This window comes from Streptococcus hillyeri, from assembly GCF_003686955.1.
Classification (GTDB): Bacteria; Bacillota; Bacilli; order Lactobacillales; family Streptococcaceae; genus Streptococcus; species Streptococcus hillyeri.
Map to the genome: position 1 here is coordinate 84,177 of NZ_RCVM01000001.1, position 21,989 is coordinate 106,165.

22 protein-coding genes and 2 pseudogenes are annotated in these 21,989 nt (G+C 38.1%); 23 read left to right on the forward strand and 1 reads right to left on the reverse strand.

What is annotated here, in order from left to right; translation table 11 throughout:
- Positions 1–135 precede the first annotated feature (135 nt).
- From era to pezT, 5 genes and pseudogenes are all read left to right on the forward strand, one after another.
- Positions 136–1,035: a GTPase Era gene (gene era, locus EAF07_RS00330; protein ID WP_121834314.1), complete on the forward strand. Its 900-nt coding sequence runs from the start codon at positions 136–138 to the stop codon at positions 1,033–1,035.
- Between the two features lie 287 nt (positions 1,036–1,322).
- Positions 1,323–1,769 carry a toll/interleukin-1 receptor domain-containing protein gene (locus EAF07_RS10695; protein WP_245962667.1) on the forward strand — a complete coding sequence of 149 codons (447 nt, stop codon included), beginning with the start codon at positions 1,323–1,325 and terminating at the stop codon, positions 1,767–1,769.
- Positions 1,768–1,863 (forward strand): annotated as a pseudogene (locus tag EAF07_RS10700) (DNA mismatch repair protein MutT); the annotation flags it as partial. The gene EAF07_RS10695 and the pseudogene EAF07_RS10700, both read left to right, overlap by 2 nt.
- 73 nt (positions 1,864–1,936) lie before the next feature.
- A complete protein-coding gene (gene pezA, locus EAF07_RS00345) occupies positions 1,937–2,413 on the forward strand; it encodes a type II toxin-antitoxin system antitoxin PezA (protein WP_121834316.1) in 477 nt (158 codons plus the stop codon).
- Positions 2,413–3,183 carry a type II toxin-antitoxin system toxin PezT gene (pezT, locus tag EAF07_RS00350; RefSeq protein ID WP_121834317.1) on the forward strand — a complete coding sequence of 257 codons (771 nt, stop codon included), beginning with the start codon at positions 2,413–2,415 and terminating at the stop codon, positions 3,181–3,183. The genes pezA and pezT overlap by 1 nt, the downstream gene beginning before the upstream one ends.
- 142 nt (positions 3,184–3,325) lie before the next feature.
- On the opposite strand, the gene EAF07_RS00355 is transcribed toward pezT, so the two are convergent.
- On the reverse strand, positions 3,326–4,087 hold the full coding sequence (locus EAF07_RS00355; protein ID WP_121834318.1) for a DeoR/GlpR family DNA-binding transcription regulator: 762 nt from the start codon (positions 4,085–4,087) through the stop codon (positions 3,326–3,328).
- A gap of 395 nt (positions 4,088–4,482) precedes the next feature.
- Between EAF07_RS00355 and lacA the strand changes: the two genes are divergently transcribed.
- The 18 genes and pseudogenes from lacA to EAF07_RS00445 all read left to right on the forward strand — a co-directional run bounded on the left by lacA (position 4,483) and on the right by EAF07_RS00445 (position 21,933).
- Positions 4,483–4,908, forward strand: a complete 426-nt coding sequence (lacA, locus tag EAF07_RS00360; protein ID WP_121834319.1) for a galactose-6-phosphate isomerase subunit LacA — start codon at positions 4,483–4,485, stop codon at positions 4,906–4,908.
- Between the two features lie 33 nt (positions 4,909–4,941).
- Entirely contained in the window at positions 4,942–5,457 is a 516-nt protein-coding gene (gene lacB, locus EAF07_RS00365) for a galactose-6-phosphate isomerase subunit LacB (protein ID WP_121834320.1), read from the forward strand.
- Between the two features lie 11 nt (positions 5,458–5,468).
- Positions 5,469–6,401, forward strand: coding sequence for a tagatose-6-phosphate kinase (gene lacC, locus EAF07_RS00370; protein WP_012775547.1), 933 nt, complete (start codon positions 5,469–5,471; stop codon positions 6,399–6,401).
- Positions 6,402–6,403: 2 nt separating this feature from the next.
- Positions 6,404–7,384: a tagatose-bisphosphate aldolase gene (gene lacD / locus EAF07_RS00375; protein ID WP_121834321.1), complete on the forward strand. Its 981-nt coding sequence runs from the start codon at positions 6,404–6,406 to the stop codon at positions 7,382–7,384.
- A 27-nt stretch (positions 7,385–7,411) separates the two neighbouring features.
- On the forward strand, positions 7,412–7,729 hold the full coding sequence (locus tag EAF07_RS00380; RefSeq protein WP_024409319.1) for a PTS lactose/cellobiose transporter subunit IIA: 318 nt from the start codon (positions 7,412–7,414) through the stop codon (positions 7,727–7,729).
- Positions 7,729–9,432 carry a lactose-specific PTS transporter subunit EIIC gene (locus EAF07_RS00385; RefSeq protein ID WP_121834322.1) on the forward strand — a complete coding sequence of 568 codons (1,704 nt, stop codon included), beginning with the start codon at positions 7,729–7,731 and terminating at the stop codon, positions 9,430–9,432. The genes EAF07_RS00380 and EAF07_RS00385 overlap by 1 nt, the downstream gene beginning before the upstream one ends.
- Before the next feature lie 118 nt (positions 9,433–9,550).
- The gene (gene lacG / locus EAF07_RS00390; RefSeq protein WP_121834323.1) at positions 9,551–10,957 is read left to right on the forward strand and encodes a 6-phospho-beta-galactosidase; all 1,407 of its coding nucleotides are present in this window, start codon (positions 9,551–9,553) and stop codon (positions 10,955–10,957) included.
- Between the two features lie 87 nt (positions 10,958–11,044).
- Positions 11,045–11,926, forward strand: a complete 882-nt coding sequence (locus EAF07_RS00395; protein WP_121834324.1) for an aldose 1-epimerase family protein — start codon at positions 11,045–11,047, stop codon at positions 11,924–11,926.
- A gap of 577 nt (positions 11,927–12,503) precedes the next feature.
- The gene (ccdA2, locus tag EAF07_RS00400; protein WP_121834325.1) at positions 12,504–13,220 is read left to right on the forward strand and encodes a thiol-disulfide oxidoreductase-associated membrane protein CcdA2; all 717 of its coding nucleotides are present in this window, start codon (positions 12,504–12,506) and stop codon (positions 13,218–13,220) included.
- Positions 13,221–13,241: 21 nt separating this feature from the next.
- Complete coding sequence (locus EAF07_RS00405) at positions 13,242–13,460, forward strand: hypothetical protein (RefSeq protein ID WP_121834326.1); 219 nt, start codon at positions 13,242–13,244, stop codon at positions 13,458–13,460.
- 62 nt (positions 13,461–13,522) lie between these two features.
- Positions 13,523–14,086 (forward strand): redoxin domain-containing protein, encoded by a 564-nt coding sequence (locus EAF07_RS00410; protein ID WP_121834327.1) that lies wholly within the window; start codon positions 13,523–13,525, stop codon positions 14,084–14,086.
- A 201-nt stretch (positions 14,087–14,287) separates the two neighbouring features.
- Positions 14,288–15,223: pseudogene (gene msrB / locus EAF07_RS00415) on the forward strand (peptide-methionine (R)-S-oxide reductase MsrB); the annotation flags it as partial.
- 145 nt (positions 15,224–15,368) lie between these two features.
- A complete protein-coding gene (locus EAF07_RS00420; protein ID WP_121834329.1) occupies positions 15,369–16,103 on the forward strand; it encodes a response regulator transcription factor in 735 nt (244 codons plus the stop codon).
- A complete protein-coding gene (locus EAF07_RS00425) occupies positions 16,100–17,830 on the forward strand; it encodes a cache domain-containing sensor histidine kinase (protein WP_121834330.1) in 1,731 nt (576 codons plus the stop codon). Before EAF07_RS00420 ends, EAF07_RS00425 begins: the two co-directional genes overlap by 4 nt.
- A 273-nt stretch (positions 17,831–18,103) precedes the next feature.
- On the forward strand, positions 18,104–18,931 hold the full coding sequence (mutM, locus tag EAF07_RS00430; protein ID WP_121834331.1) for a DNA-formamidopyrimidine glycosylase: 828 nt from the start codon (positions 18,104–18,106) through the stop codon (positions 18,929–18,931).
- Positions 18,928–19,509, forward strand: coding sequence for a dephospho-CoA kinase (coaE, locus tag EAF07_RS00435; protein ID WP_121834332.1), 582 nt, complete (start codon positions 18,928–18,930; stop codon positions 19,507–19,509). The genes mutM and coaE overlap by 4 nt, the downstream gene beginning before the upstream one ends.
- Positions 19,510–19,592: 83 nt before the next feature.
- Positions 19,593–20,303, forward strand: a complete 711-nt coding sequence (locus EAF07_RS00440) for an ATP-binding cassette domain-containing protein (protein ID WP_121834333.1) — start codon at positions 19,593–19,595, stop codon at positions 20,301–20,303.
- Positions 20,293–21,933 carry a hypothetical protein gene (locus EAF07_RS00445; RefSeq protein WP_121834334.1) on the forward strand — a complete coding sequence of 547 codons (1,641 nt, stop codon included), beginning with the start codon at positions 20,293–20,295 and terminating at the stop codon, positions 21,931–21,933. The genes EAF07_RS00440 and EAF07_RS00445 overlap by 11 nt, the downstream gene beginning before the upstream one ends.
- Positions 21,934–21,989: the final 56 nt, after the last annotated feature.

The following is a 21,989-nucleotide window of genomic DNA, read 5'->3' on the forward strand; positions in this document are numbered from 1 at the left end:
AGGTTGGTATTGCCCAGCCTTTTTACTATGGTGTATAGGATATTTTCGTTTTAGGATTGTTTCAGATGTTAGCTCTGCCTTTTTCCAAATCTATGATATAATAGAAGAAATCTAACAAAGAAAAGAGAAATTGAAATGACATTCAAATCAGGATTCGTAGCCATTCTTGGTCGTCCAAACGTTGGGAAATCGACCTTTCTAAACCACGTCATGGGGCAGAAAATTGCCATCATGAGTGACAAGGCGCAAACAACGCGCAATAAAATCATGGGGATTTACACGACAGAAACTGAGCAAATCGTCTTCATTGACACCCCAGGTATTCACAAGCCAAAAACGGCGCTTGGCGATTTCATGGTGGAATCTGCCTACTCAACCCTTAGAGAAGTTGAAACCGTGCTTTTCATGGTGCCTGCTGATGAGGCGCGTGGTAAAGGGGATGACATGATTATTGAGCGCCTAAAGGCTGCTAAAATCCCTGTTATCCTTGTGATTAACAAGATTGACAAGGTTCATCCAGACCAATTGCTAGCGCAGATTGATGATTTCCGTAGTCAAATGGACTTCAAAGAAATTATCCCAATCTCAGCTCTTCAAGGTAATAATGTGGACACCTTGCTCCGTATCTTGACAGATAATCTGGAAGAAGGTTTCCAATATTTCCCAGAAGACCAAATCACAGACCACCCAGAGCGCTTCCTTGTGTCAGAAATGATCCGTGAGAAAGTCTTGCACCTAACTCAACAGGAAGTTCCACACTCAGTAGCCGTAGTGATTGAATCAATGAAGCGTGACGAGGAGACAGATAAGGTTCACATCCGTGCAACAATCATGGTTGAACGTGATAGCCAAAAAGGCATTATCATCGGCAAACAAGGCGCCATGCTCAAAAAGATTGGCAAAATGGCACGTCGCGATATCGAAATCATGCTTGGTGACAAAGTTTACCTAGAAACTTGGGTCAAAGTTAAGAAAAACTGGCGAGACAAAAAACTCGACCTCGCTGACTTTGGCTATAATGAGAAAGAGTATTAAAGATTAACTCTATATCTTTATTTAGAAAGAGATGAAAGATGACAGTATCACTAGAAGCAGAGCAAGTTTTAAAAGATATCATTGATAATGAGGATACGGGTAATTACTGGCGTAATCGATTTGAAAAGTTGAATAGAAAAGACGATACCATCCTTCGAGGATGTTTTAAAGAATTAAAAGAAGCTGGATTGATTTCAGTAACTTGGGCTGATAACATACCTTATTATCTCCAAGTTTTAAAAGATGGTTACTCTTATGAGAGAACTAAAGAAATGAAAGAAGTAAATATGTCTTACAAAACTACCTCTGCCTATGATGTTTTTCTATCACATGCGAACAAAGATAAACTAGATTTTGTTGATGAATTAAATCGCTCTCTGGAGAAGTTAGGTGTCAATATTTTTTATGATAAGAATTCTTTAGAGTGGGGAGATAATTGGAAGCAACGCATATTAGATGGTGTAAAGAAAGCAACTTTTGCAATTATTGTTATTTCTGAAAATTTTTTTGATAGAGAGTGGACTGAAAAAGAGTTAAATGAGTTTTTAACTAGACAAACTAGCGAGGGACAAAAATTAATTTTGCCTATAATTCATAATATTTCTCATGATGATTTACATGATAAATATCCCGAAGTTGGAGAGATTCAAGTAATCTCTTCTAACTCGTATAGTTCTGATGAAATTGCATTATTATTTGCTAAGCAATTAATTAAGCGACTAAAAGGGCGATAGCATTGAAGAAATCGACCAGCTAGAGTCTGTATCTACTAAACATCGCCTCATGTTGGAGGAGTATGTCACAGGCGGGTTTGCCTTGGGGCATTAAACGAATCAACGCACCAATTTTGGTGCGTTTTTGTTTTTTATGATATAATAAACCTTGAATAGAGGAGGGACTTATGATTGGAGAAAATATCAAATCCTTACGAAAAACACATGATTTGACACAACCAGAGTTCGCTAAAATAGTGGGGATTTCACGTAATAGCCTTAGCCGTTATGAAAATGGAACGAGTTCTGTCTCGATAGAGCTAATAGATTGTATTTGTCAGAAATTCAATGTTTCTTATGTCGATATTGTAGGAGAAGAAAAAATGCTAACACCAGTAGAAGATTATCAATTGACGCTAAAAATAGAAGTCATCAAAGAGCGTGGCGCAGCTATTTTATCTCAACTATATCGCTATCAAGATAGTCAAGGAATCGCTTTTGACGATGAGACCAATCCTTGGATTTTAATGAGTGATGACTTGTCAGACCTTATCAATACCAAGATTTACCTTGTTAATACGTTTGATGAAGTGGAGCGTTACAATGGTTATTTAGATGGTATTGAGCGAATGTTGGAGCTTGCTCGTCATCAGGTGGTGGCTTAATGGCACTGGCAGACTATCATCAAGATGATTTTGACTTTGCCTTAAAACGAACCATTCGTTCCTTAACTCGTGGCAAAGAGACATCAGTTAACCCAAAAGCTATCTTACTTGGTGGGCAAAGCGGAGCAGGTAAGACAACGATACACCGTATCAAGCAGAAAGAGTTCCAAGGGAATATCATCATTATTGACGGTGATAGCTATCGCTCTTTACACCCGAATTATCTAGCCTTGCAGGAAGAATACGGTAAAGATAGCGTGGATTATACCAAAGGTTTTGCAGGAAAAATGGTGGAACACCTTGTTGATGAACTCAGCAAGCAAGGTTATCATTTGTTAATTGAAGGAACCTTGAGAACGGCAGAAGTCCCACGAAAAACAGCTCAGTTATTGAAATCAAGAGGCTATCAAGTCTCGTTAGCTTTGATAGCAACCAAACCTGAATTGTCCTATCTCAGCACCTTAATCCGTTACGAGGAAGTCTATGCCGTAAATCCAAGCCAAGCTAGAGCAACTCCTAAAGAACATCACGATGGTATTGTAGAGCATTTAGTCGATAATCTAAGAGAGTTAGAAAACGATAAACTCTTTGACCAGATTCAAATCTATCAGAGAGATAGAACATGTGTCTATGATTCTGAAATGGATGATGGTCCAGCGGCAGAAGTGCTACAAGAATGCCTCTTTGGAAAATGGAGTAGGGTGGAGGAAGAGATGATGAAGGTGGGTAAAATTCAACTTAATGAATTGATTGAGAAAAATAGACATTGATATTTTACAGATAAAAATTACCTAAGAAATATTGAGAGCTATCCAGTTCTCTTTTTTCTTTCTCAATTTCTAGAATAGGAATTTTCTCCTTCAAATAAAAAACAGTCGATTATAAAAATGACTGTTTTTTTGTTGCGCGTGTTCAATCCGCTTGAATAATGGTGGTGCTTTGTCCGAATTCATCCAGCTGTTCTTGGGTGATTTGATTATCGGTAATGATAGCATCTAGCTGGTCTAATGTATAAAAGTTAAAGAAGTCATAGCGGTTAAATTTTGTACTATCAACCAACAAGATTTTTTCAACAGCATTATCAAGTGCTAATTGTTGAATTTCTCCTTCAACATCACTATAAGTAGCAATGGCGTTATCTGAAACAGCATTGGCACTTACAAAGGCTTTAGAGAATCGCAAGGTTTTTAAGTTAGCTGTTGCCATTGAGCCAATAAAAGCACCGGTGACTTCTCTATACTCTCCACCAATTAATAAAAGGTCTATGGTTTGACTATGGTTGAGGATAAGGAAAACTGGAAGACTGTTGGTGATCACGCGGATATTGCGAGATTTTAACTCAATAGCTAAATGTTCAAGGGTAGTACCTGGTCCAATAAAAATGGTTTCGCCATCTGTGATTAGTGAGTTAGCTTTTTGAGCAATGCGTTTTTTCTCTTTGGTTTGAAGTACTTTTTTTTCAATATGTGTTTTTTCATGAGGTTCTTCAGGATTATAGATACGTTGAGCTCCTCCATGTGTACGGGTCAAAAGACCTTCTTCGGCTAAAGCGTCCAAATCTCTACGGGCAGTCATATCAGAAATGTTTAATTCTTTTATCATTTCTTTAACAGTGATAATACCGTCAACTTTTAACATATCTAAGATACGTTCATGCCTTTCTTTTTTTATCATAATTTATTCCCTTTCAATTGTATTAAAAGACTTATTGTTACTATTTTACCATAAAACAAACAAATAAACAATAAAACGAAACAAAACAAACACAAAAGAAAATTAATGATACGTTGTAGTTAACTATAAGTAAAAATCGAATTATTTCTAGCTTTCAATTAATAATGAATATCAATGTTAAATGAAATTCTAACTAAAAAACACATAAAACTAACAAAACAAACATAAAATATTAAAAAAGATAAAAAATAAACAAAAAAGTGTTGACTTTTGTTTTTGTTGGTGATATTATAATGCCATAGAAATAATGAAAGCGTTATTTCAAACAGTTTTGCAAAAATTTATCGTCGATGTAGCTACATTCAATTATTTTCTAATGTAACAGGAGAAAGAAAATGGCAGTAATTATTGGTGCTGATAAAGCAGGTACAGAACTTAAAGAGACAGTTAAATCATACTTGATTGAACTTGGTAAAGAAGTTGTTGATGTGAGTAAAGTTGGTCAAGACTTCGTAGATGTAACTTTAGCAGTTGCTAAAGAAGTGACTTCTAACGATTCAAACTTAGGAATCGTAGTTGATGCGTATGGTGTGGGACCTTTCATGACAGCAACTAAAATCAAAGGGATGATTGCTGCGGAAGTTTCAGATGAACGCTCTGCTTATATGACACGTGGTCACAATAACTCACGTATCATTACCATTGGTTCTGAAATTGTAGGACCTGGTGTTGCCAAAAATATCGCTAAAGGATTTGTTGAAGGTGAGTACGATGGAGGTCGCCACCAAATTCGTGTTGATATGTTGAATAAAATGTGCTAAAGAATCAAAAGTTAAAATTAGAGGAGAAAACAAATGAAAATTGCAGTAGGCTGTGACCATATTGTTACAAACGATAAAATTGCGGTAGTAGACTATTTGAAAACTCAAGGTTATGAAGTGATTGACTGTGGTACTTACGATAACATTCGCACACACTACCCAATCTTTGGTAAAAAAGTTGGTGAGGCAGTAGCGAGTGGTGAGGCCGATCTTGGTGTATGTATCTGTGGGACTGGTGTTGGAATTAACAATGCTGTCAATAAAGTTCCTGGTATTCGCTCAGCTCTTGTTCGTGATATGACATCAGCTATCTATGCTAAAGAAGAATTGAACGCTAACGTCATTGGTTTTGGTGGTAAAATCACTGGTGGTTTATTGATGACAGATATTATTGAAGCGTTTATTCATGCAGAATATAAACCAACAGAAGAAAACAAAAAACTGATTGAAAAAATTCAACATGTTGAAACTCTCAATCAAGGACAAGCTGATCCACACTTCTTTGATGAATTCCTAGAAAAATGGAATCGTGGTGAATATCACGACTAAGAGGTAAGGTTATGATTCTGACAATAACAATGAATCCGTCAGTTGACATTTCTTATCCGCTTGAACAATTCAAATTAGATACCGTGAATCGTGTTGCTAAAACGCACAAAACACCTGGTGGAAAGGGCTTAAATGTTACTCGAGTTCTTTCCCAACTGGGAGATGATGTGATTGCAAGTGGCTTGTTAGGCGGTAAAATTGGAGAATTCATAGAGAGTGAACTAGATAAGTCAAGTGTAAAACATTCGTTTTATAAGATAGCCGGGGAAACAAGAAACTGTATTGCTATTTTACATGATGGCAATCAAACAGAAATTCTTGAACAAGGTCCTACGATTAGTGAAGAAGAAGCAACAGGGTTCTTAAACTATTTTGAAAAACTGGTTCCAGATTTAGGAATTGTAGCTATCTCAGGTAGTCTCCCAAAAGGTCTTGATACAAACTTTTATTCTCGTATGGTGGGAATTTGTAATAAATATAATATCCCAGTTGTATTAGATTGTTCAGGAGAGGCCCTTCTAAATGTACTTGATGGACAAGAAAAACCAACAGTTATTAAACCAAATACTGAGGAACTTTCTCAACTAGTAGGAACGGAAGTGACTGATGATATTGATAGTTTGAAATCAGTTCTTCACAATTCTCTTTTCGATGGGATTGAATGGGTGATTGTTTCACTTGGTTCAAAAGGAGCCTTTGCAAAACATCATGATGTTTTCTATAAGGTATCTATCCCTAAAATTGAAGTGGTCAATCCTGTTGGCTCAGGAGACTCAACGGTAGCTGGTATTACATCTGCTTTAGTTCATAACGATAGTGATGAGAATTTATTGAAAAAAGCAAATGTACTTGGTATGTTGAATGCTCAAGAAGCGCTAACAGGTCATGTCAATCTTAACAATTACGATAATTTATTTAATCAAATAGAAGTAACAGAGGTATAAAAATGGTATTAACAGCACAAAAACGTTCATTGATGGAAAAAGTCAGCGATAAAAATGGTGTTATTTCAGCATTGGCTTTTGACCAACGTGGAGCTCTTAAAAAAATGATGGCAAAACATCAAACTGAAGAACCAACGGTTGAACAGATCGAAACATTGAAAACAATTGTTTCAGAAGAATTGACAAAGTATGCGTCCTCTATTCTTCTTGATCCAGAGTACGGTTTACCAGCATCTAAAGCTCGTTCAGACGAAGCAGGACTATTACTTGCTTATGAAAAAACAGGATACGATGCAAGCACAACGAGTCGTTTACCAGATTGTTTGGATGATTGGTCAGTCAAACGCCTTAAAGAACAGGGTGCCGATACACTGAAATTTTTGCTATACTATGATGTAGATGGTGATGAGCAAGTAAACCGTCAAAAACAAGCATACATTGAACGTATTGGTTCTGAATGTAAGGCAGAAGATATTCCGTTCTTCCTTGAAATTCTGTCTTATGACGAAGGTATTGCAGACAACACAGGTGTTGAGTTCGCCAAAGTAAAACCTCGTAAAGTGAATGAAGCGATGAAAGTCTTCTCAGATGAGCGTTTCGGTATTGATGTTCTTAAGGTTGAAGTTCCAGTCAATATGAATTTCGTTGAAGGTTTTGGTGATGGTGAAGTTGTTTACACTAAGGAAGAAGCAGCACAACACTTCCGTGACCAGGAAGCTTCAACACACCTACCTTATATCTATTTAAGTGCGGGTGTTTCTGCTAAATTATTCCAAGATACCTTAGTATTTGCGGCAGAATCAGGTGCAAAATTCAATGGTGTTCTTTGTGGACGTGCAACATGGGCTGGATCAGTTCAAGTTTTCATTGAACAAGGGGAAGAAGCAGCTCGTGAATGGTTACGTACAATTGGATTCCAAAATATTGATGAATTGAACAAAGTTTTGGAAAAAACTGCTAGTCCTTGGACTGCAAAAGTATAATCATAAAAATTTTCGGAGGAAAATATCATGAATAGAGAAGAAATCACTCTTTTAGGATTTGAAATTGTTGCTTATGCTGGAGATGCGCGCTCTAAGTTTTTAGAGGCTCTCAAAGCAGCTCAAGCAGGCGACTATGCTAAAGCTGAAGAATTGATTGCAGCTGGTGGTGAGTGCTTAAATGATGCACACAATGCTCAGACAAGTCTTCTACAAAAAGAAGCAGCTGGTGAGGATCTTGCCTTTAGTGTTACCTTAATGCATGGTCAAGATCACTTGATGACTACAATCTTACTTCAAGACCTAATGAAACATATGATTGAGTTGTATAAGAGAGGAGCCAAATAATGAAAGGGTTGATTGCTCAAATTGAGAAAGGGAAACCTTTCTTTGAGAAGATTTCTCGGAATATTTACCTCCGTGCTATTCGTGATGGCTTTATCGCTGGTATGCCAGTCATTCTTTTCTCAAGTATTTTCATCTTAATTGCTTATGTTCCTAATGCTTGGGGATTCAAATGGAGCGCTGATATTGAAACACTTTTGATGACTCCATACAATTACTCAATGGGAATTCTTGGATTGTTTGTTGCTGGTACAACTGCAAAAGCATTAACCGATTCAATGAACCGCTCATTGCCTAGTACAAATCAAATTAACTTCATTTCTACAATGCTTGCAGCAATTGTTGGATTCCTGTTGATGGCTGCTAATCCAGCAAAAGATGGTGGTTTCTTAACTGGATTTATGGGTACTAAAGGTTTGCTTACAGCCTTCATTGCAGCCTTTATTACAGTGAATGTTTACAAGGTTTGTGTGAAAAATAATGTTACCATTCGTATGCCTGATGAAGTTCCACCGAATATTTCACAAGTATTTAAAGATTTAATCCCATTTACTGTCTCAGTCGTATTGCTTTACGCTATTGAACTTCTTGTACATAATGCACTAGGTGTAAATGTTGCGGAATCAATTGGTAAATTATTAGCTCCGTTGTTCCAAGCAGCAGATGGTTATGTTGGTATTACCATTATCTTTGGTGCCTTTGCATTCTTCTGGTTTGTTGGTATCCACGGACCTTCAATTGTTGAGCCAGCTATCGCAGCTATTACCTATGCCAATGCTGAAGCTAACTTACAATTGCTTCAAGCAGGGGAACATGCTGATAAGATTTTGACATCAGGTACTCAAATGTTCATCGTTACGATGGGGGGTACTGGTGCAACATTGGTTGTTCCGTTCATGTTTATGTGGTTGACGAAATCGAAACGTAATAAAGCGATTGGACGTGCGTCTGTTGTTCCTACTTTCTTTGGAGTTAACGAACCAATTTTGTTCGGAGCTCCACTGGTATTGAACCCAATTTTCTTCATTCCATTTATCTTAACTCCAATTGTTAACGTTTGGATTTTCAAATTCTTTATTGATAGTCTAGGAATGAACAGTTTTACTGCAAACTTACCTTGGACAACACCAGCTCCCCTAGGACTTGTACTAGGTACTAACTTCCAGGTTCTATCATTCATCTTAGCTGCTGTTTTGATAGTTGTTGATGTTGCCATTTACTACCCATTCTTGAAGGTTTATGACCAACAAATTCTTGAAGAAGAACGAACTGGTAAATCTTTAGATGAGTTGAAAGAAAAAGTAGCTGCAAACTTCAATACAGCAAAAGCTGATGCTATTCTTGAAAAAGCAGGAGCAACTGAAACTGTGGAATCAAAAGAAATTACTGAACAAACAAATGTTTTGGTTCTCTGTGCTGGTGGAGGAACAAGTGGACTTCTTGCAAATGCTTTGACAAAAGCAGCTAAAGAATATGGTGTTCCAGTTACTGCAGCAGCAGGAAGCTATGGTGGTCACCGTGAAATCTTGCCGCAATATCAACTCGTTATCCTTGCTCCTCAAGTAGCGTCAAACTATGAAGATTTGAAAGTAGAAACAGATAAACTTGGTATCAAATTAGCTAAAACTGAAGGTGCACAATACATCAAATTGACTCGTGATGGACAAGGCGCATTGGACTTTGTTAAACAACAAATGGAAAATTAAAATATGATTTAGGGAAGGTTTGGGGAGTAAAACTGTCTGTTAGACAGTTTTAGCCCGAGCCTTGAAATGAGGAAGCGAGGGAGCTTCCTTTTCTAAAACAAACAAAGAGGAAAAATAAATGTCAAAAACATTACCTAAAGATTTTATTTTCGGTGGTGCAACAGCAGCATATCAAGCCGAAGGTGCTACTAAAACAGACGGTAAAGGTCCAGTTGCTTGGGACAAATACCTAGAAGATAATTACTGGTATACGGCTGAGCCAGCAAGTGATTTCTATAATCGCTATCCTGTTGACTTGAAGTTATCTGAAGAATTTGGTGTTAATGGAATCCGTATTTCAATCGCTTGGTCTCGTATTTTCCCAACAGGATTTGGACTAGTCAATGAAAAAGGTGTTGAATTCTATCATAATCTTTTTGCTGAGTGTCATAAGCGTGGCGTTGAGCCATTTGTAACTCTTCACCACTTTGATACTCCTGAAGCTTTACATTCAAATGGCGATTTCTTAAACCGTGAAAATATTGACCATTTTGTTAACTATGCAGAATTCTGTTTTAAAGAATTTACAGAAGTTAACTATTGGACTACTTTCAACGAGATTGGACCAATTGGTGATGGACAATATCTTGTTGGTAAATTCCCACCAGGTATCAAATACGATCTTGCTAAAGTCTTCCAATCACACCATAACATGATGGTTTCTCATGCTCGTGCTGTGAAACTGTTTAAAGATGGTGGATATAAGGGTGAAATTGGAGTAGTACATGCTCTACCTACAAAATATCCGTTTGATAAAAACAACCCAGATGATGTTAGAGCGGCGGAACTTGAAGATATTATCCATAATAAATTCATTCTTGATGCAACTTATTTAGGTGGTTACTCAGAGAAAACATTGGAAGGTGTTAATCATATTCTTGCACTTAATGGAGGTACACTAGATCTTCGTGATGAAGATTTTGAAGCACTTGAAGCTGCAAAAGATTTGAATGATTTCCTTGGTATTAATTATTACATGAGTGACTGGATGCAGGCTTTTGATGGACCAACGGAAATTATCCATAACGGTAAAGGTGAAAAAGGAAGCTCTAAGTACCAAATTAAAGGTGTCGGACGCCGTGAAGCACCAGTTGATGTACCTAAGACGGATTGGGACTGGATTATATATCCGCAAGGTCTGTATGATCAAATTATGCGAGTAAAACGAGACTATCCAAATTACAAGAAAATTTATATCACTGAAAATGGTTTGGGATATAAAGATGAATTTGTTGATAACACGGTGTATGACGATGGACGTATTGACTATGTGAAGAAACACTTAGAAGTCATTTCAGATGCGATCGAAGATGGAGCCAATGTTAAAGGATACTTTATTTGGTCCTTGATGGATGTTTTCTCATGGTCAAATGGTTATGAAAAACGCTATGGTCTCTTCTATGTAGATTTTGAGACACAGGAACGTTATCCGAAAAAATCAGCCTACTGGTATAAACAAGTAGCAGAAACTCAGGTTATTGAATAGATAGTATTCTTCTTAAAAATTTCTAACGCAAGATAAGAGTGTGGGTTTAATACTGACGCTCTTGTTTTGTATAACGGAGGGAAAGATATGGTTATTGAATTAAAAAATGAACAGTTAACAGTACAGTTTTCGGAGTTTGGTGGTGCTTTATCTTCTATTAAAGATAAAGATGGAGTTGAATACCTTTGGCAAGGTAATCCAGAATATTGGAGTGGACAAGCGCCAGTTTTATTTCCGATTTGTGGTAGTGTAAGGGATGATAAAGTGTTTATAGATGAAAAAGTGAGAAATATCCCGAGACATGGATTGGTTAGAAAGGAAAATTTTGATTATTGTAAGATAGATGACAGCACAGTGTCCTTTAGTTTTAAGGCTAATGAAAAAACACTTAAAGAATATCCTTATCATTTTGTGTTGAATATTATATATAAATTACATGGTTCAACAATAACAACGGAATATCAGGTGACAAGCAGTGAAATTGAACGTTCAATTCCTTACTTTATTGGAGGTCACCCAGGATTTAATTGCCCTTTAGAAAATAACGAGAAATACGAAGATTATTATTTAGAATTTTCTGAACATGAAACATGTAGCATTCCAAAGAGTTTCCCAGATACTGGATTACTTGATTTACAAGATAGAACCCCTTTTCTTGAAAATCAAAATAAACTAGATTTGAATTATTCTTTGTTTTCACACGATGCTATTACCCTAGATCAACTAAAGTCACGTAGTGTCAGTTTGAAGTCTAAAAAAAGTAATAAGGGAATTAAGGTGGATTTTAAAGATTTTCCACATTTAATTATTTGGTCTACCACTAATCAAAGTCCATTTATAGCCTTAGAGCCATGGAGTGGATTATCAACATCATTAGAGGAATCAGATATATTGGAAGAGAAACAGGGGGTTACAGTTGTAGAACCAAGTCAAACGAGTATTAAATCATTTGCTATTACAATATTGTGACGAAAGTGTTGTTTGAAAAAAACTTTTCTTGTAAAAATGACAGATAGCAAGTATGATAGAAAACCTCAACTCGAATCGGTATCTGGCAAACACCGCCTCAGTTGGAGGAGTATTTTACAGGTGAATTTGCTTTGGGATGTTAAGAAAGATGAAAAGTTAGCTCAGCTTTTTAGTTATTCGTGTGAACGAGTATCGAACTATTCCCACTGTTCTTCCTCCCAGTCCTATCAAACGATTGGAAGACTATAAAAATAAAAATCGTCACATGATATTAACGTTTTAGCTTATCAACTTATAGAAGAATATCCATTTTTCAAAATTATCGCCACAAAGTTTTGGCGTTTTCAGATATAAAGGTAATTGAAATTGTTGGTGTAAGGACAGTTGGATCGCGCATAATATGGGTTATTTGGTTGTTTTTTCAAATAATTGACTTTTCTATCCTGAAATCACTCATTGAAATTAGTAACTACGGGAATGATTCGTATCAAAGTCAAGTTTTTGCATAGCAATATCCATGTTTTTTGACATGGATTTTTTTTATACTTAGTGTACAAATTAAGAAAGAGGTGTTGACATGGAAGGAATGATTCTATTTTCCTTATCTGTTTTTATTGCTGGGTTACTTTCATTTTTCTCTCCCTGTATTTTCCCCTTGCTTCCAGTGTATATGGGCATTTTATTAGACTCTAGTGAGGAGAGACAGGTGCGTTTCTTAGGTCTGACCATTAATTGGTATAGCCTTATCAAGACACTTAGCTTTATGCTTGGCTTATCGTCTGTTTTTCTGATTTTAGGGTTTGGTGCAGCCAGCCTAGGTCAAGTTTTAAATAGTCCAATTTTTCGTATCGTCATGGGAGCTATTATGTTGCTCTTAGGATTGCACCAGATGGATTTACTGACAATTGCTCTTTTGCAAAAACAAAAGAAATTGCAACTTTCCATTCAAGATAAAAAAGGAGCATGGTCTGCCTTTCTATTAGGGTTAACCTTTAGTTTTGGTTGGACTCCTTGTGTTGGTCCCATTTTAGGGTCAGTTTTAGGACTTGCAGCTTCTGGTGGTGGCAGTTCGCTACAAGGAGGGATGTTATTACTGATTTATACCTTGGGGTTATCTTTTCCATTTTTACTGCTCAGCCTTTCTACAACAGTAATGATGCGCTATTTTACAAAACTCAAGCCTCATATGTTACGGATGAAAAAAATGGGCGGAGCGCTTATTATCATTATGGGACTTTTACTCATGCTTGGAAAAGTTGATACTATAACAGCATTTTTTGAAACATTATTTTAAATGAATAAAAGGAGAACACACATGAAATCAACAAAAACACTCACAACAATGGCACTATTACTTATCTCAACAGGTCTATTAACAGCTTGTTCGACAACACAAAAGATGGAAGATAAAAAAGCTGAGACCACAATGATGGAAAAATCAGATAAAATGATGGACGACAAGAAAATGTCAGGAGACAAAATGATGGACGACGAGAAGATGTCAGAAGATAAAATGATGGATGGCAAGAAATAAGCCTCATCATAAAAGAACGACATGACAAGTTAGAAAATCTTGACTCAAAGGAGGAGGAAGAAATGAAGAAATTACAGTTACTAGCAACCGTAGTTGCGTGTGCAGGTGTCATGACTGCCTGCTCGGCACAGTCAGGTAAGGGCGACGAAAATGGTGCTAAAATGTCTAAAACAATGCCTACACAGTCAGATAAGTCTCAGAAAATTGTTGCAGAAGGTATGGATTTTCAATTGACCGGTATTGATGGAAAGACTTACCACTTGTCAGATTATAAAGGAAAAAAAGTTTATCTTAAATACTGGGCTTCTTGGTGTCCAATCTGTTTAGCAGGTCTTGAAGAATTAGATCAGCTTGCTAAAGAGGCACCAGAAGATACAGTCATTCTATCAGTGGTATCTCCTGATCATAAGGGAGAACAATCCACAGAAGACTTCAAAAAATGGTACAAGGAACTTGGTTATAAGCATTTACCAGTTCTTCTTGATCCTGATGGCACGCTTATTTCTGAACAAGGTGTAAGGGTTTACCCGACATCCAGTTTTATCAATGAAAAGGGAGAATTTGTCAAGACCCAACCAGGTCATTTAGAATCTGATGACATTTTGGAACAATTAGCAAATTTGTAATGCTATCTATAATCAGTGAAGGAGTTATCCCATATGGTACTTAAACAGTTACTTGCCAGTTTAGCACTGGTCATTATCCTTATCCTAGGTTATCTAACGCTTCAGACGAAAGGAAATACGAAAACAATGTCAAAATCAGAGATGACTCTTCCAAAAGTGGAGAAAATGGCTCAAAAAGTAAAACCTGTTGCACCAGAAAACCTGAAAGATATTTATCTAGCAGGAGGGTGTTTCTGGGGCGTTGAAGAATATTTTGCGCGTGTGGATGGTGTGGTTGATGTCACTGTTGGTTATGCGAATGGAAAGAGTGAGACGACCAACTATAAGCTTATTGGCCAAACAGGTCATGCCGAAACGGTTCATGTTCAGTACGATAAGAGTTGCATTTCTTTACGTGATTTATTACTTCATTATTTTCGTATCATCAATCCTACGAGTGTCAATAAGCAGGGCAACGATGTAGGTGCCCAATATCGAACCGGTATTTATTACACCGATGATCAGGATTTACCAATTATCGAAAAAGCTTTAGCTGAATTGGCTAAGAAGTATGATAAACCCATTGCGATTGAGAAAGAACCTTTGAAACACTATATTTTAGCTGAGGATTACCATCAAGATTATTTAGCAAAAAATCCGAATGGCTATTGTCATATCAACGTGAATGCGGCAGCTTATCCAGTGATTGATGACACCTTATACCATAAGCCTAGTGACGAAGAATTGAAAACCTTATTAAGTGCTGAAGAATATAATGTAACCCAGAAAAATGGGACAGAACGCGCCTTTTCAAATCGTTACTGGGACCAATTTGAACCAGGTATCTATGTTGATGTGGTAACAGGTGAACCCCTCTTTTCATCAAGAGATAAGTTCGAATCAGGTTGTGGGTGGCCAAGTTTTTCTCGCCCGATCAGTCCTGATGTGATGGTTTATAAGGAAGATACGAGTTTTAACATGACACGTACAGAAGTACGTAGCCGTGTGGGTGACTCTCACTTGGGGCATGTCTTTACAGATGGTCCAGAGGACAAGGGAGGTCTTCGCTACTGTATCAACAGCTTGTCTATTCGATTTATTCCTAAAGCAGAAATGGAAAAAAATGGCTACGGTTACTTACTAGACTACGTTGAATAAGTTAAGAGACTAGGTAACCAATGTGCTATCTATTAGAAAGGGGTTGAACATTAAACAGCTCCTTTTCTTTATATTATCTTAATAAAACTATGATAAAATAAATTGGTTTAAGAGTTATGGCTAAGATACTTTATGTGAGGTGAAGATGTATTCAATTTTAATTGTAGAAGATGAGTATTTAGTCCGTCGGGGGATTTGTTCACTCATTGATTTCAAGTCTTTTCAGATTGATCGTGTAGCTGAAGCTGAAAATGGACGTAAGGCTTGGGAATTATTTCAAGCGGAGCCTTTTGACATTGTCCTGACAGATATCAACATGCCTAAGATGAATGGGATTCAGTTGGCTCAAGCGATTAAAGAAAAACACCCTTCTTGTCATGTTATTTTTTTGACTGGTTATAATGAGTTTGATTATGCCTTATCGGCTGTTAAACTTGGAGTGGAAGATTACCTCTTAAAACCCTTTAGTAAAGAAGATGTTGAGAAGATGTTGGTAAGTGTTCTTGAAAAATTACAAGCAGAGCAGAAAAGACATCAAGTAGAGACCTATATTGTTCATGATGAAGCTAGTGATTTGAAAAAACGTATTGAAAAACACTTGGGAGAAAGTGATTTCTCTTTGAAACAGTTAGCGGAAGAGCTGGGCTTTAGCCCGAATCATCTGAGCGTGCGTATCAAAAAAGAATTAGGAATGACTTTTCAAGATTACCTCATTCAAGAGCGTATGCGTCAGGCAAAATTATTATTGCTGACGACAGAATTAAAAATTTATGAAGTGGCAGAGAGTGTTGGTTTTTGGGACATGAATTATTTTTCGCAGCGCTTTAAGCAAGTCGTTGGAGTGACACCTAGACAATTCCGTAAGGGGGAGGGGAAATGAAACGGTTATCCTTAGCCACTCAGTTTTTTGTTTATAGTTTTCTGGTGATGTTGCTTTTGTTAGGGGGTGTTGGAACTTTTTATTATCAGACCAGCTCGTCTGAGATTAGTCGCTTGATTGATCAGAAAACGCAGGATAGCTTGCAGCAGTCGAATCAATTCATCAGTTCCTACTTAGACAAATTAAAGCAAACAACCACTAGCCTCACTCAGAATCATCTGTTACATCGCTATATCACAACACCTAATGAGGTTAATAAGGAAAGCCTCTTGTTTCTGATGTCAAGCGTGGTGGCTAGCGATACTGATTTGGTATCAGCGGTCTTGGTGACTAAGCAAGGAGAGGTTGTGTCAACAGATGATAAGATTGTGATGAAAACCTCCCAGGATATGATGTCTGAGGCATGGTATCAGGCGGCAATTCATCAAAAAGCCATGCCTGTTTTGACACCTGTTCGTAAAGAAGCCTTATCAAAAGAGGGGGAGCAGTGGGTTATCTCAGTGACGCAAGAAATTGTAGATTCTTCTGGGCAAAATCAAGGAGTATTGCGTTTGGATATTGCCTACAAGAGCTTGGAGGACTATCTGGATCGTCTCAAATTGGGTAAGTCAGGGTTTACCTTTATCATTGATGAGAAGCAGGAATTTGTCTATCACCCCAAACAGTCGGTCTATTCGTCACCTGAGGAAATGTCTGAGATGAAAGCCTATCTTTGCTCAGAAGATGGCAAAACCGAAGGGGAGCGGGTATTGGTTTACCAGCTGTCTATTCCCAACAGTCATTGGACCTTGGTTGGTGTCGCGTCGTTAGATGAATTGCACATGGTGCAGCAGCAAATGCTTTTAACCTTTGTGGTAGCAGGTCTTGTTGCGTTGCTTATCTCAGCTATTGGAAGTGCTTTGGTCATTCGGATTTGGTTGAAACCCATACGAGATTTGCAGGAGGTCATTGTAGCAGTTGGAAATGGTAACTCTAAGTTCAGAGCCAAGGAAGTGGGGACGGTTGAAGTGTTAGACCTCTCTCGCTATTTTAATCAAATGTTAGACCAAATCGACCAATTGATGTTCTCTATAAAGGAACAGGAGCAGAATATTCGTGAGTATGAGCTTATTGCCCTTGCGAGCCAAATCAATCCGCATTTCCTCTACAATACGCTAGATACGATTATTTGGATGACCGAATTTAATGATCGTGAGCGTGTGGTTGCTCTGACCAAGGCTTTGGCTAACTATTTCCGACTGGCTTTAAATAATGGAAATGAGCAAATCGCCTTAAAGGATGAGTTAGAACACGTGAAACAGTATCTCTTTATTCAAAAGCAACGGTACGGAGAACAGTTACAATATGACTTCCAAGAGTTACCAGCTTGGGATAATTACCAAATTCCTAAATTGATACTGCAACCAATTGTGGAAAATGCGATTTATCACGGTATTAAAGAGGTTGACCGTCAGGGGATGATTAAGATAGCAGTTTCTGATACCGAAGACCATCTCATCGTCAGTATCGAAGATAATGGGAAAGGTTTTGATAGCCTGACTAAGTCAGATAGTGATGAGCCTAAAATGAAGCAAGGTGGTGTTGGCTTAAAAAATGTTGACCAGCGCTTACGTTTACAATTTGGAGAAGCCTATCACATGGTTATTGCTTCAGAAAAGGATTGTTTTACACGAATTGAACTCTTTTTACCTAAAATGGCAGTAAAAAATGAGATAATAGGCCATTAGCAGAGTGACTTAATAATTAATGTTTCTCTGGTAATGAGTATTTCAGTCTGAAAAAATGAAGAGTTAGACAAGATTATCAAAACTGAAAAGTTGGGCTTTGCTCAGCTTTTTTGGTAGAATGGTGTATAGAAAGAAGAGAGAAAGGAGCGAGCTAGCGAGCTCAACTGAACTCGCCTACAAGGCTTGGAAAAAAGATAAGATATCCTAGGTGTAAGCACCTGCGTCATCTTCCTATTTTTCTGTGCCTTGCTTAACGGCTCTGTATCTTAATTTATGCCAGAGTTACCAGAAGTAGAGACGGTTCGCCGTGGTTTGGAGCGGTTGATTGTGGGTCGGACGATTACAGCTGTTAAGATTTTATATTCTCCCATGGTCAAGACAGGTGCCGAAGAGTTTAGCTTATATTTGTTGGGGTTACAGATTGAGGCGATGCGCCGCCGTGGCAAGTATTTGATTTTTGATTTGGGACAAGCGGTGCTGATTTCTCATTTACGGATGGAAGGGAAGTACTTGGTCTTTTCAGATAAGGATCAGGTACCTGACAACAAGCATTTTCATGCCTTTTTCACTTTGGACAATGGCGCTGTGCTAGTTTATCAAGACGTCCGTAAGTTTGGAACGATGGAGCTCTTGGCAAAGGCTGAGGAAGCTGATTATTTTATCAAAAAGAAAATTGGTCCTGAGCCGACCAAAGAAGCCTTTAAGCTGAAACCTTTTGAAGAAGCTCTGCTATTGTCCCAAAAACTCATCAAACCCTATCTCTTGGAGCAAAGTCTGGTCGCAGGGCTTGGCAATATCTATGTGGATGAGGTCTTGTGGGCGGCTAAGGTGCATCCTGAGCGGGTGGCGAGTAGTCTCAAAAAGACGGAAATCAAGCGGCTGCATGATGAGACGATTCGTATCTTGCAGCTGGGGATTGAAAAAGGTGGCTCAACCATTCGGACCTATCAGAATGCCTTGGGGCTTAATGGAACCATGCAGGAGTATCATCAGGTGTATGGTAAGACAGGCGAGCCTTGTGCCCGTTGTGGCCGTGAGATTGTGAAAATTCAAGTGAGAGGGCGGGGCAGTCATTTCTGTCCAAGGTGTCAGAAGTTATGAAAAAAGTGATTGGTCTGACAGGAGGGATCGCTTCTGGAAAATCAACGGTGTCCGCTTATTTAAGAGAGAAAGGCTATGCAGTGGTTGATGCTGATCAGGTGGTTCGAGACTTGCAGCAAAAAGGCGGCGCTCTTTATCAGGTTTTACTGGAGTGGCTTGGAGAAGGGATTTTACAAGCAGATGGTGAGCTGAATCGTTCGGAAATAGGGAAGCGACTGTTTGCTTCTAAGGAAATGTTGGCAGCGTCTGCAGAGCGTCAAAATCCGATCATTAGACAAGCCTTGTGGGAGCAAAAAGAAGCACTTCTAGCGACGGAAGCGGTGGTTATTCTTGATATTCCGCTCTTATTTGAACAAGGGTATGAGAGTTGGTGTGATGAGGTTTGGTTGGTCTGGGTTGACGAACAAACTCAGCTAACCCGCTTGATGGTACGAAACGGTTATACCGAAGCAGAAGCGAAGCAACGGATCGCAGCGCAAATGCCTTTAGCTGATAAGAAAGAAAAAGCCAGCCACTGGATTGACAATAATGGGAAGCTGGCAGAAACCTTTGCACAGGTAGATGCTTTATTGCGATAGAAGAGGGAGTCAGCTCCCTCTTTTGTCTTGTTTGTTTTGTATGACTTTGCTATAATAACGTTAAAAGAAAAGGAGATGATGAGATGAAATTGATTGTTCGGGAATTGCAAAAATCATTTCAAGAAAAAGACGTGCTCAAGGGAGTCACTTATACCTTTTCATCAGGAGAGATTACGGGGCTTTTAGGGAGAAATGGTGCTGGAAAGACAACTTTCTTCAATGTGCTTTACGGGGATCTTATGGCTGATGGCGGTGAGCTCTTTCTTGAAGAAAATGGGGTTGAACGTCCGCTACAAGTTGAAGATGTAGGCATGGTATTTTCGGAAAATTACCTGCCAGAATTTTTAACAGGGTATGAATTTATCACCTTTTACATGGACTTGCATGTGACAAATCCGCATAAGCGAGGGCAAACTGTTGATGACTACCTTGACTTTATGGAGATTTCTGAGGAGGACCGTCATCGGATTATCAAGGGGTATTCTGACGGTATGAAGAGTAAATTATCCCTGCTCTGCCTATTGATTTCACGCCCTAAAGTTATTTTACTGGATGAGCCTTTGACGGCCGTAGATGTGGTGTCAAGTATTGCCATCAAGAGGTTATTGTTAACCTTAAAAGATGACCATATTTTGATTTTATCGACGCATATTATGGCACTGGCAGAAGATTTGTGTGATACGATTGCTCTTTTGGATAAAGGGGAAATGTCGCCTCTTGACTTGGAAGGGCACAAGGAGCAATTTGAAGAGAAAGTTTTGGAAGCCTTGCAAGGAGGTATTTATGAAACTTAGTCAGATGATGAGAGTTTTGTTTCAGGTTAACAATGCCAAGCAGTACAATTCATTGATTCATTTTTTACAAAAGATGCCATGGTTAGGTAAAAAGATTCCTAATCGCTGGTATAGAGCCAATGACGTTAAGGTCGTGATGATGATTCTTAAGGGCTTACTGATACCAGTTGACCTCTTTGGCAAGTCGATTATCTATATCTTTTTTTGCCTAGGCTCTGGTTTCGTCTTGAAGGAATTGCTCCCTAAATTTTTGGATTTGGAAAAAGCTTCCGCAGATCACTATTCTTTAACCTTAATGATTATTTTTTCAGTCCTATTTGCCACCATTTTTGAGATGAAATGGGTTGAAAAATCAGATGTGGAATCCAGTCAAGCCATCCGTATTTTTAAGATTCTTCCTAGAAACTATTTACTGGCTCGAGAAGTAATGGCATTTGGGCGGGGACTGATAGCAAGAAGTGTTGTGTTTGGTGTTTATTTTGTGACACTTGGAATGCCTTTTTGGTACGGTTTGACGTTTGCCCTGTTGCTCTCTGGATTTCGTATTGGTGTAAAAGTGATGGGCATTCCTTTTTATGTTTGGAATCACGAAAAAGCTGACAAGCTGATAACGAGGGGACAAATTATTGGAGTCTTCGTTGTACTTGGTCTTGGGGGAGCCTTAGTTTTTCTAGGAGAACAGTTTTCACCTCAGATATTTATGGGGTTACCTGCTGGGCTAATTGGGTTAGTGATGTGGTCATTTTCTTATCACTATCTTAAAAATCATCCTCAGATTAATCAGCTAACGCGCAGCCTTTTGACCCATGCAGCTCTAAAAGAAAGTGCAACAGCTGTTGAAAATATCGAAACTGCTGCAATGGAGGTCAAGGATAAGGATTTTGAGATTGATCATCAGAAGGTAATCAGAGATGATTTAACAGGAGTTGCTTATCTCAATACCATTTTCATGCAACGTCTTGGAAAACACCTCAAAAGAGAAATTAAATGGCGCTTGATTATTATTGGTGGGATAGGTGCTCTGATTTTAATCGTTAAGACGTTTTTTGAATCCAATAAACAAGTCATCACAGATGATACATTTTTCTGGCAGAGTTTATTTGTGACAGTGGTGATTGGCTACCTTCTTTATGTGGGGGAATCCTATGTCAAGTTTTGTTTCTATCATCTAGACAGACCGCTTCTAAAATACCATTATTACCGTAGAAAAGATGTGATTCTAGCAACTTTCCTAGAACGGTTTAAAAGCTATCTACGCCATAATTTTCCTATCTTTTTATTGCTGTCGGTCATTTATTGTCTGATTTACATGGCATTTTTTGATTGGAAAATATCAGGGCTTCTGATGATTATTGTCGGTCAAATCTTATCGGTTACCTTTTTTAGTCTGTATTTCCTTTATTTTTATTTCCTCCTTCAACCATTTAACGATGGCATGAAATTAAAAAGTAAGGTATATAATATTTTAACGGGAATCATTTATTACGCAGGTTATCAGATCATCCGACTGGCGAATCATATGACATTCCCAATTTTGATGGGGATTTTGTTAGGAATTGCCATTTTTCTTATAGCTGGTTTCTTTGCGGTGCTCCGCTTTGCTCCCAAAACCTTTAAATTAAGGTCTTAAGGAAATTTATAATGTGAAAGTTTGGCTAGTCAAATATCAGAGATGGGAAAATGGGG

Coding starts and splice junctions, on each gene's coding strand:
- lacG (WP_121834323.1), top strand. CDS start 9,551: ATGTCAAAAACATTACCTAAAGATTTTATTTTCGGTGGTGCAACAGCA.
- mutM (WP_121834331.1), top strand. CDS start 18,104: ATGCCAGAGTTACCAGAAGTAGAGACGGTTCGCCGTGGTTTGGAGCGG.
- EAF07_RS00410 (WP_121834327.1), top strand. CDS start 13,523: ATGAAGAAATTACAGTTACTAGCAACCGTAGTTGCGTGTGCAGGTGTC.
- era (WP_121834314.1), top strand. CDS start 136: ATGACATTCAAATCAGGATTCGTAGCCATTCTTGGTCGTCCAAACGTT.
- EAF07_RS00385 (WP_121834322.1), top strand. CDS start 7,729: ATGAAAGGGTTGATTGCTCAAATTGAGAAAGGGAAACCTTTCTTTGAG.
- EAF07_RS00445 (WP_121834334.1), top strand. CDS start 20,293: ATGAAACTTAGTCAGATGATGAGAGTTTTGTTTCAGGTTAACAATGCC.
- EAF07_RS00405 (WP_121834326.1), top strand. CDS start 13,242: ATGAAATCAACAAAAACACTCACAACAATGGCACTATTACTTATCTCA.
- pezT (WP_121834317.1), top strand. CDS start 2,413: ATGGCACTGGCAGACTATCATCAAGATGATTTTGACTTTGCCTTAAAA.
- lacD (WP_121834321.1), top strand. CDS start 6,404: ATGGTATTAACAGCACAAAAACGTTCATTGATGGAAAAAGTCAGCGAT.
- EAF07_RS00425 (WP_121834330.1), top strand. CDS start 16,100: ATGAAACGGTTATCCTTAGCCACTCAGTTTTTTGTTTATAGTTTTCTG.
- pezA (WP_121834316.1), top strand. CDS start 1,937: ATGATTGGAGAAAATATCAAATCCTTACGAAAAACACATGATTTGACA.
- EAF07_RS00395 (WP_121834324.1), top strand. CDS start 11,045: ATGGTTATTGAATTAAAAAATGAACAGTTAACAGTACAGTTTTCGGAG.
- lacA (WP_121834319.1), top strand. CDS start 4,483: ATGGCAGTAATTATTGGTGCTGATAAAGCAGGTACAGAACTTAAAGAG.
- EAF07_RS10695 (WP_245962667.1), top strand. CDS start 1,323: ATGTCTTACAAAACTACCTCTGCCTATGATGTTTTTCTATCACATGCG.
- EAF07_RS00355 (WP_121834318.1), bottom strand. CDS start 4,087: ATGATAAAAAAAGAAAGGCATGAACGTATCTTAGATATGTTAAAAGTT.
- EAF07_RS00420 (WP_121834329.1), top strand. CDS start 15,369: ATGTATTCAATTTTAATTGTAGAAGATGAGTATTTAGTCCGTCGGGGG.
- coaE (WP_121834332.1), top strand. CDS start 18,928: ATGAAAAAAGTGATTGGTCTGACAGGAGGGATCGCTTCTGGAAAATCA.
- ccdA2 (WP_121834325.1), top strand. CDS start 12,504: ATGGAAGGAATGATTCTATTTTCCTTATCTGTTTTTATTGCTGGGTTA.
- lacC (WP_012775547.1), top strand. CDS start 5,469: ATGATTCTGACAATAACAATGAATCCGTCAGTTGACATTTCTTATCCG.
- EAF07_RS00440 (WP_121834333.1), top strand. CDS start 19,593: ATGAAATTGATTGTTCGGGAATTGCAAAAATCATTTCAAGAAAAAGAC.
- EAF07_RS00380 (WP_024409319.1), top strand. CDS start 7,412: ATGAATAGAGAAGAAATCACTCTTTTAGGATTTGAAATTGTTGCTTAT.
- lacB (WP_121834320.1), top strand. CDS start 4,942: ATGAAAATTGCAGTAGGCTGTGACCATATTGTTACAAACGATAAAATT.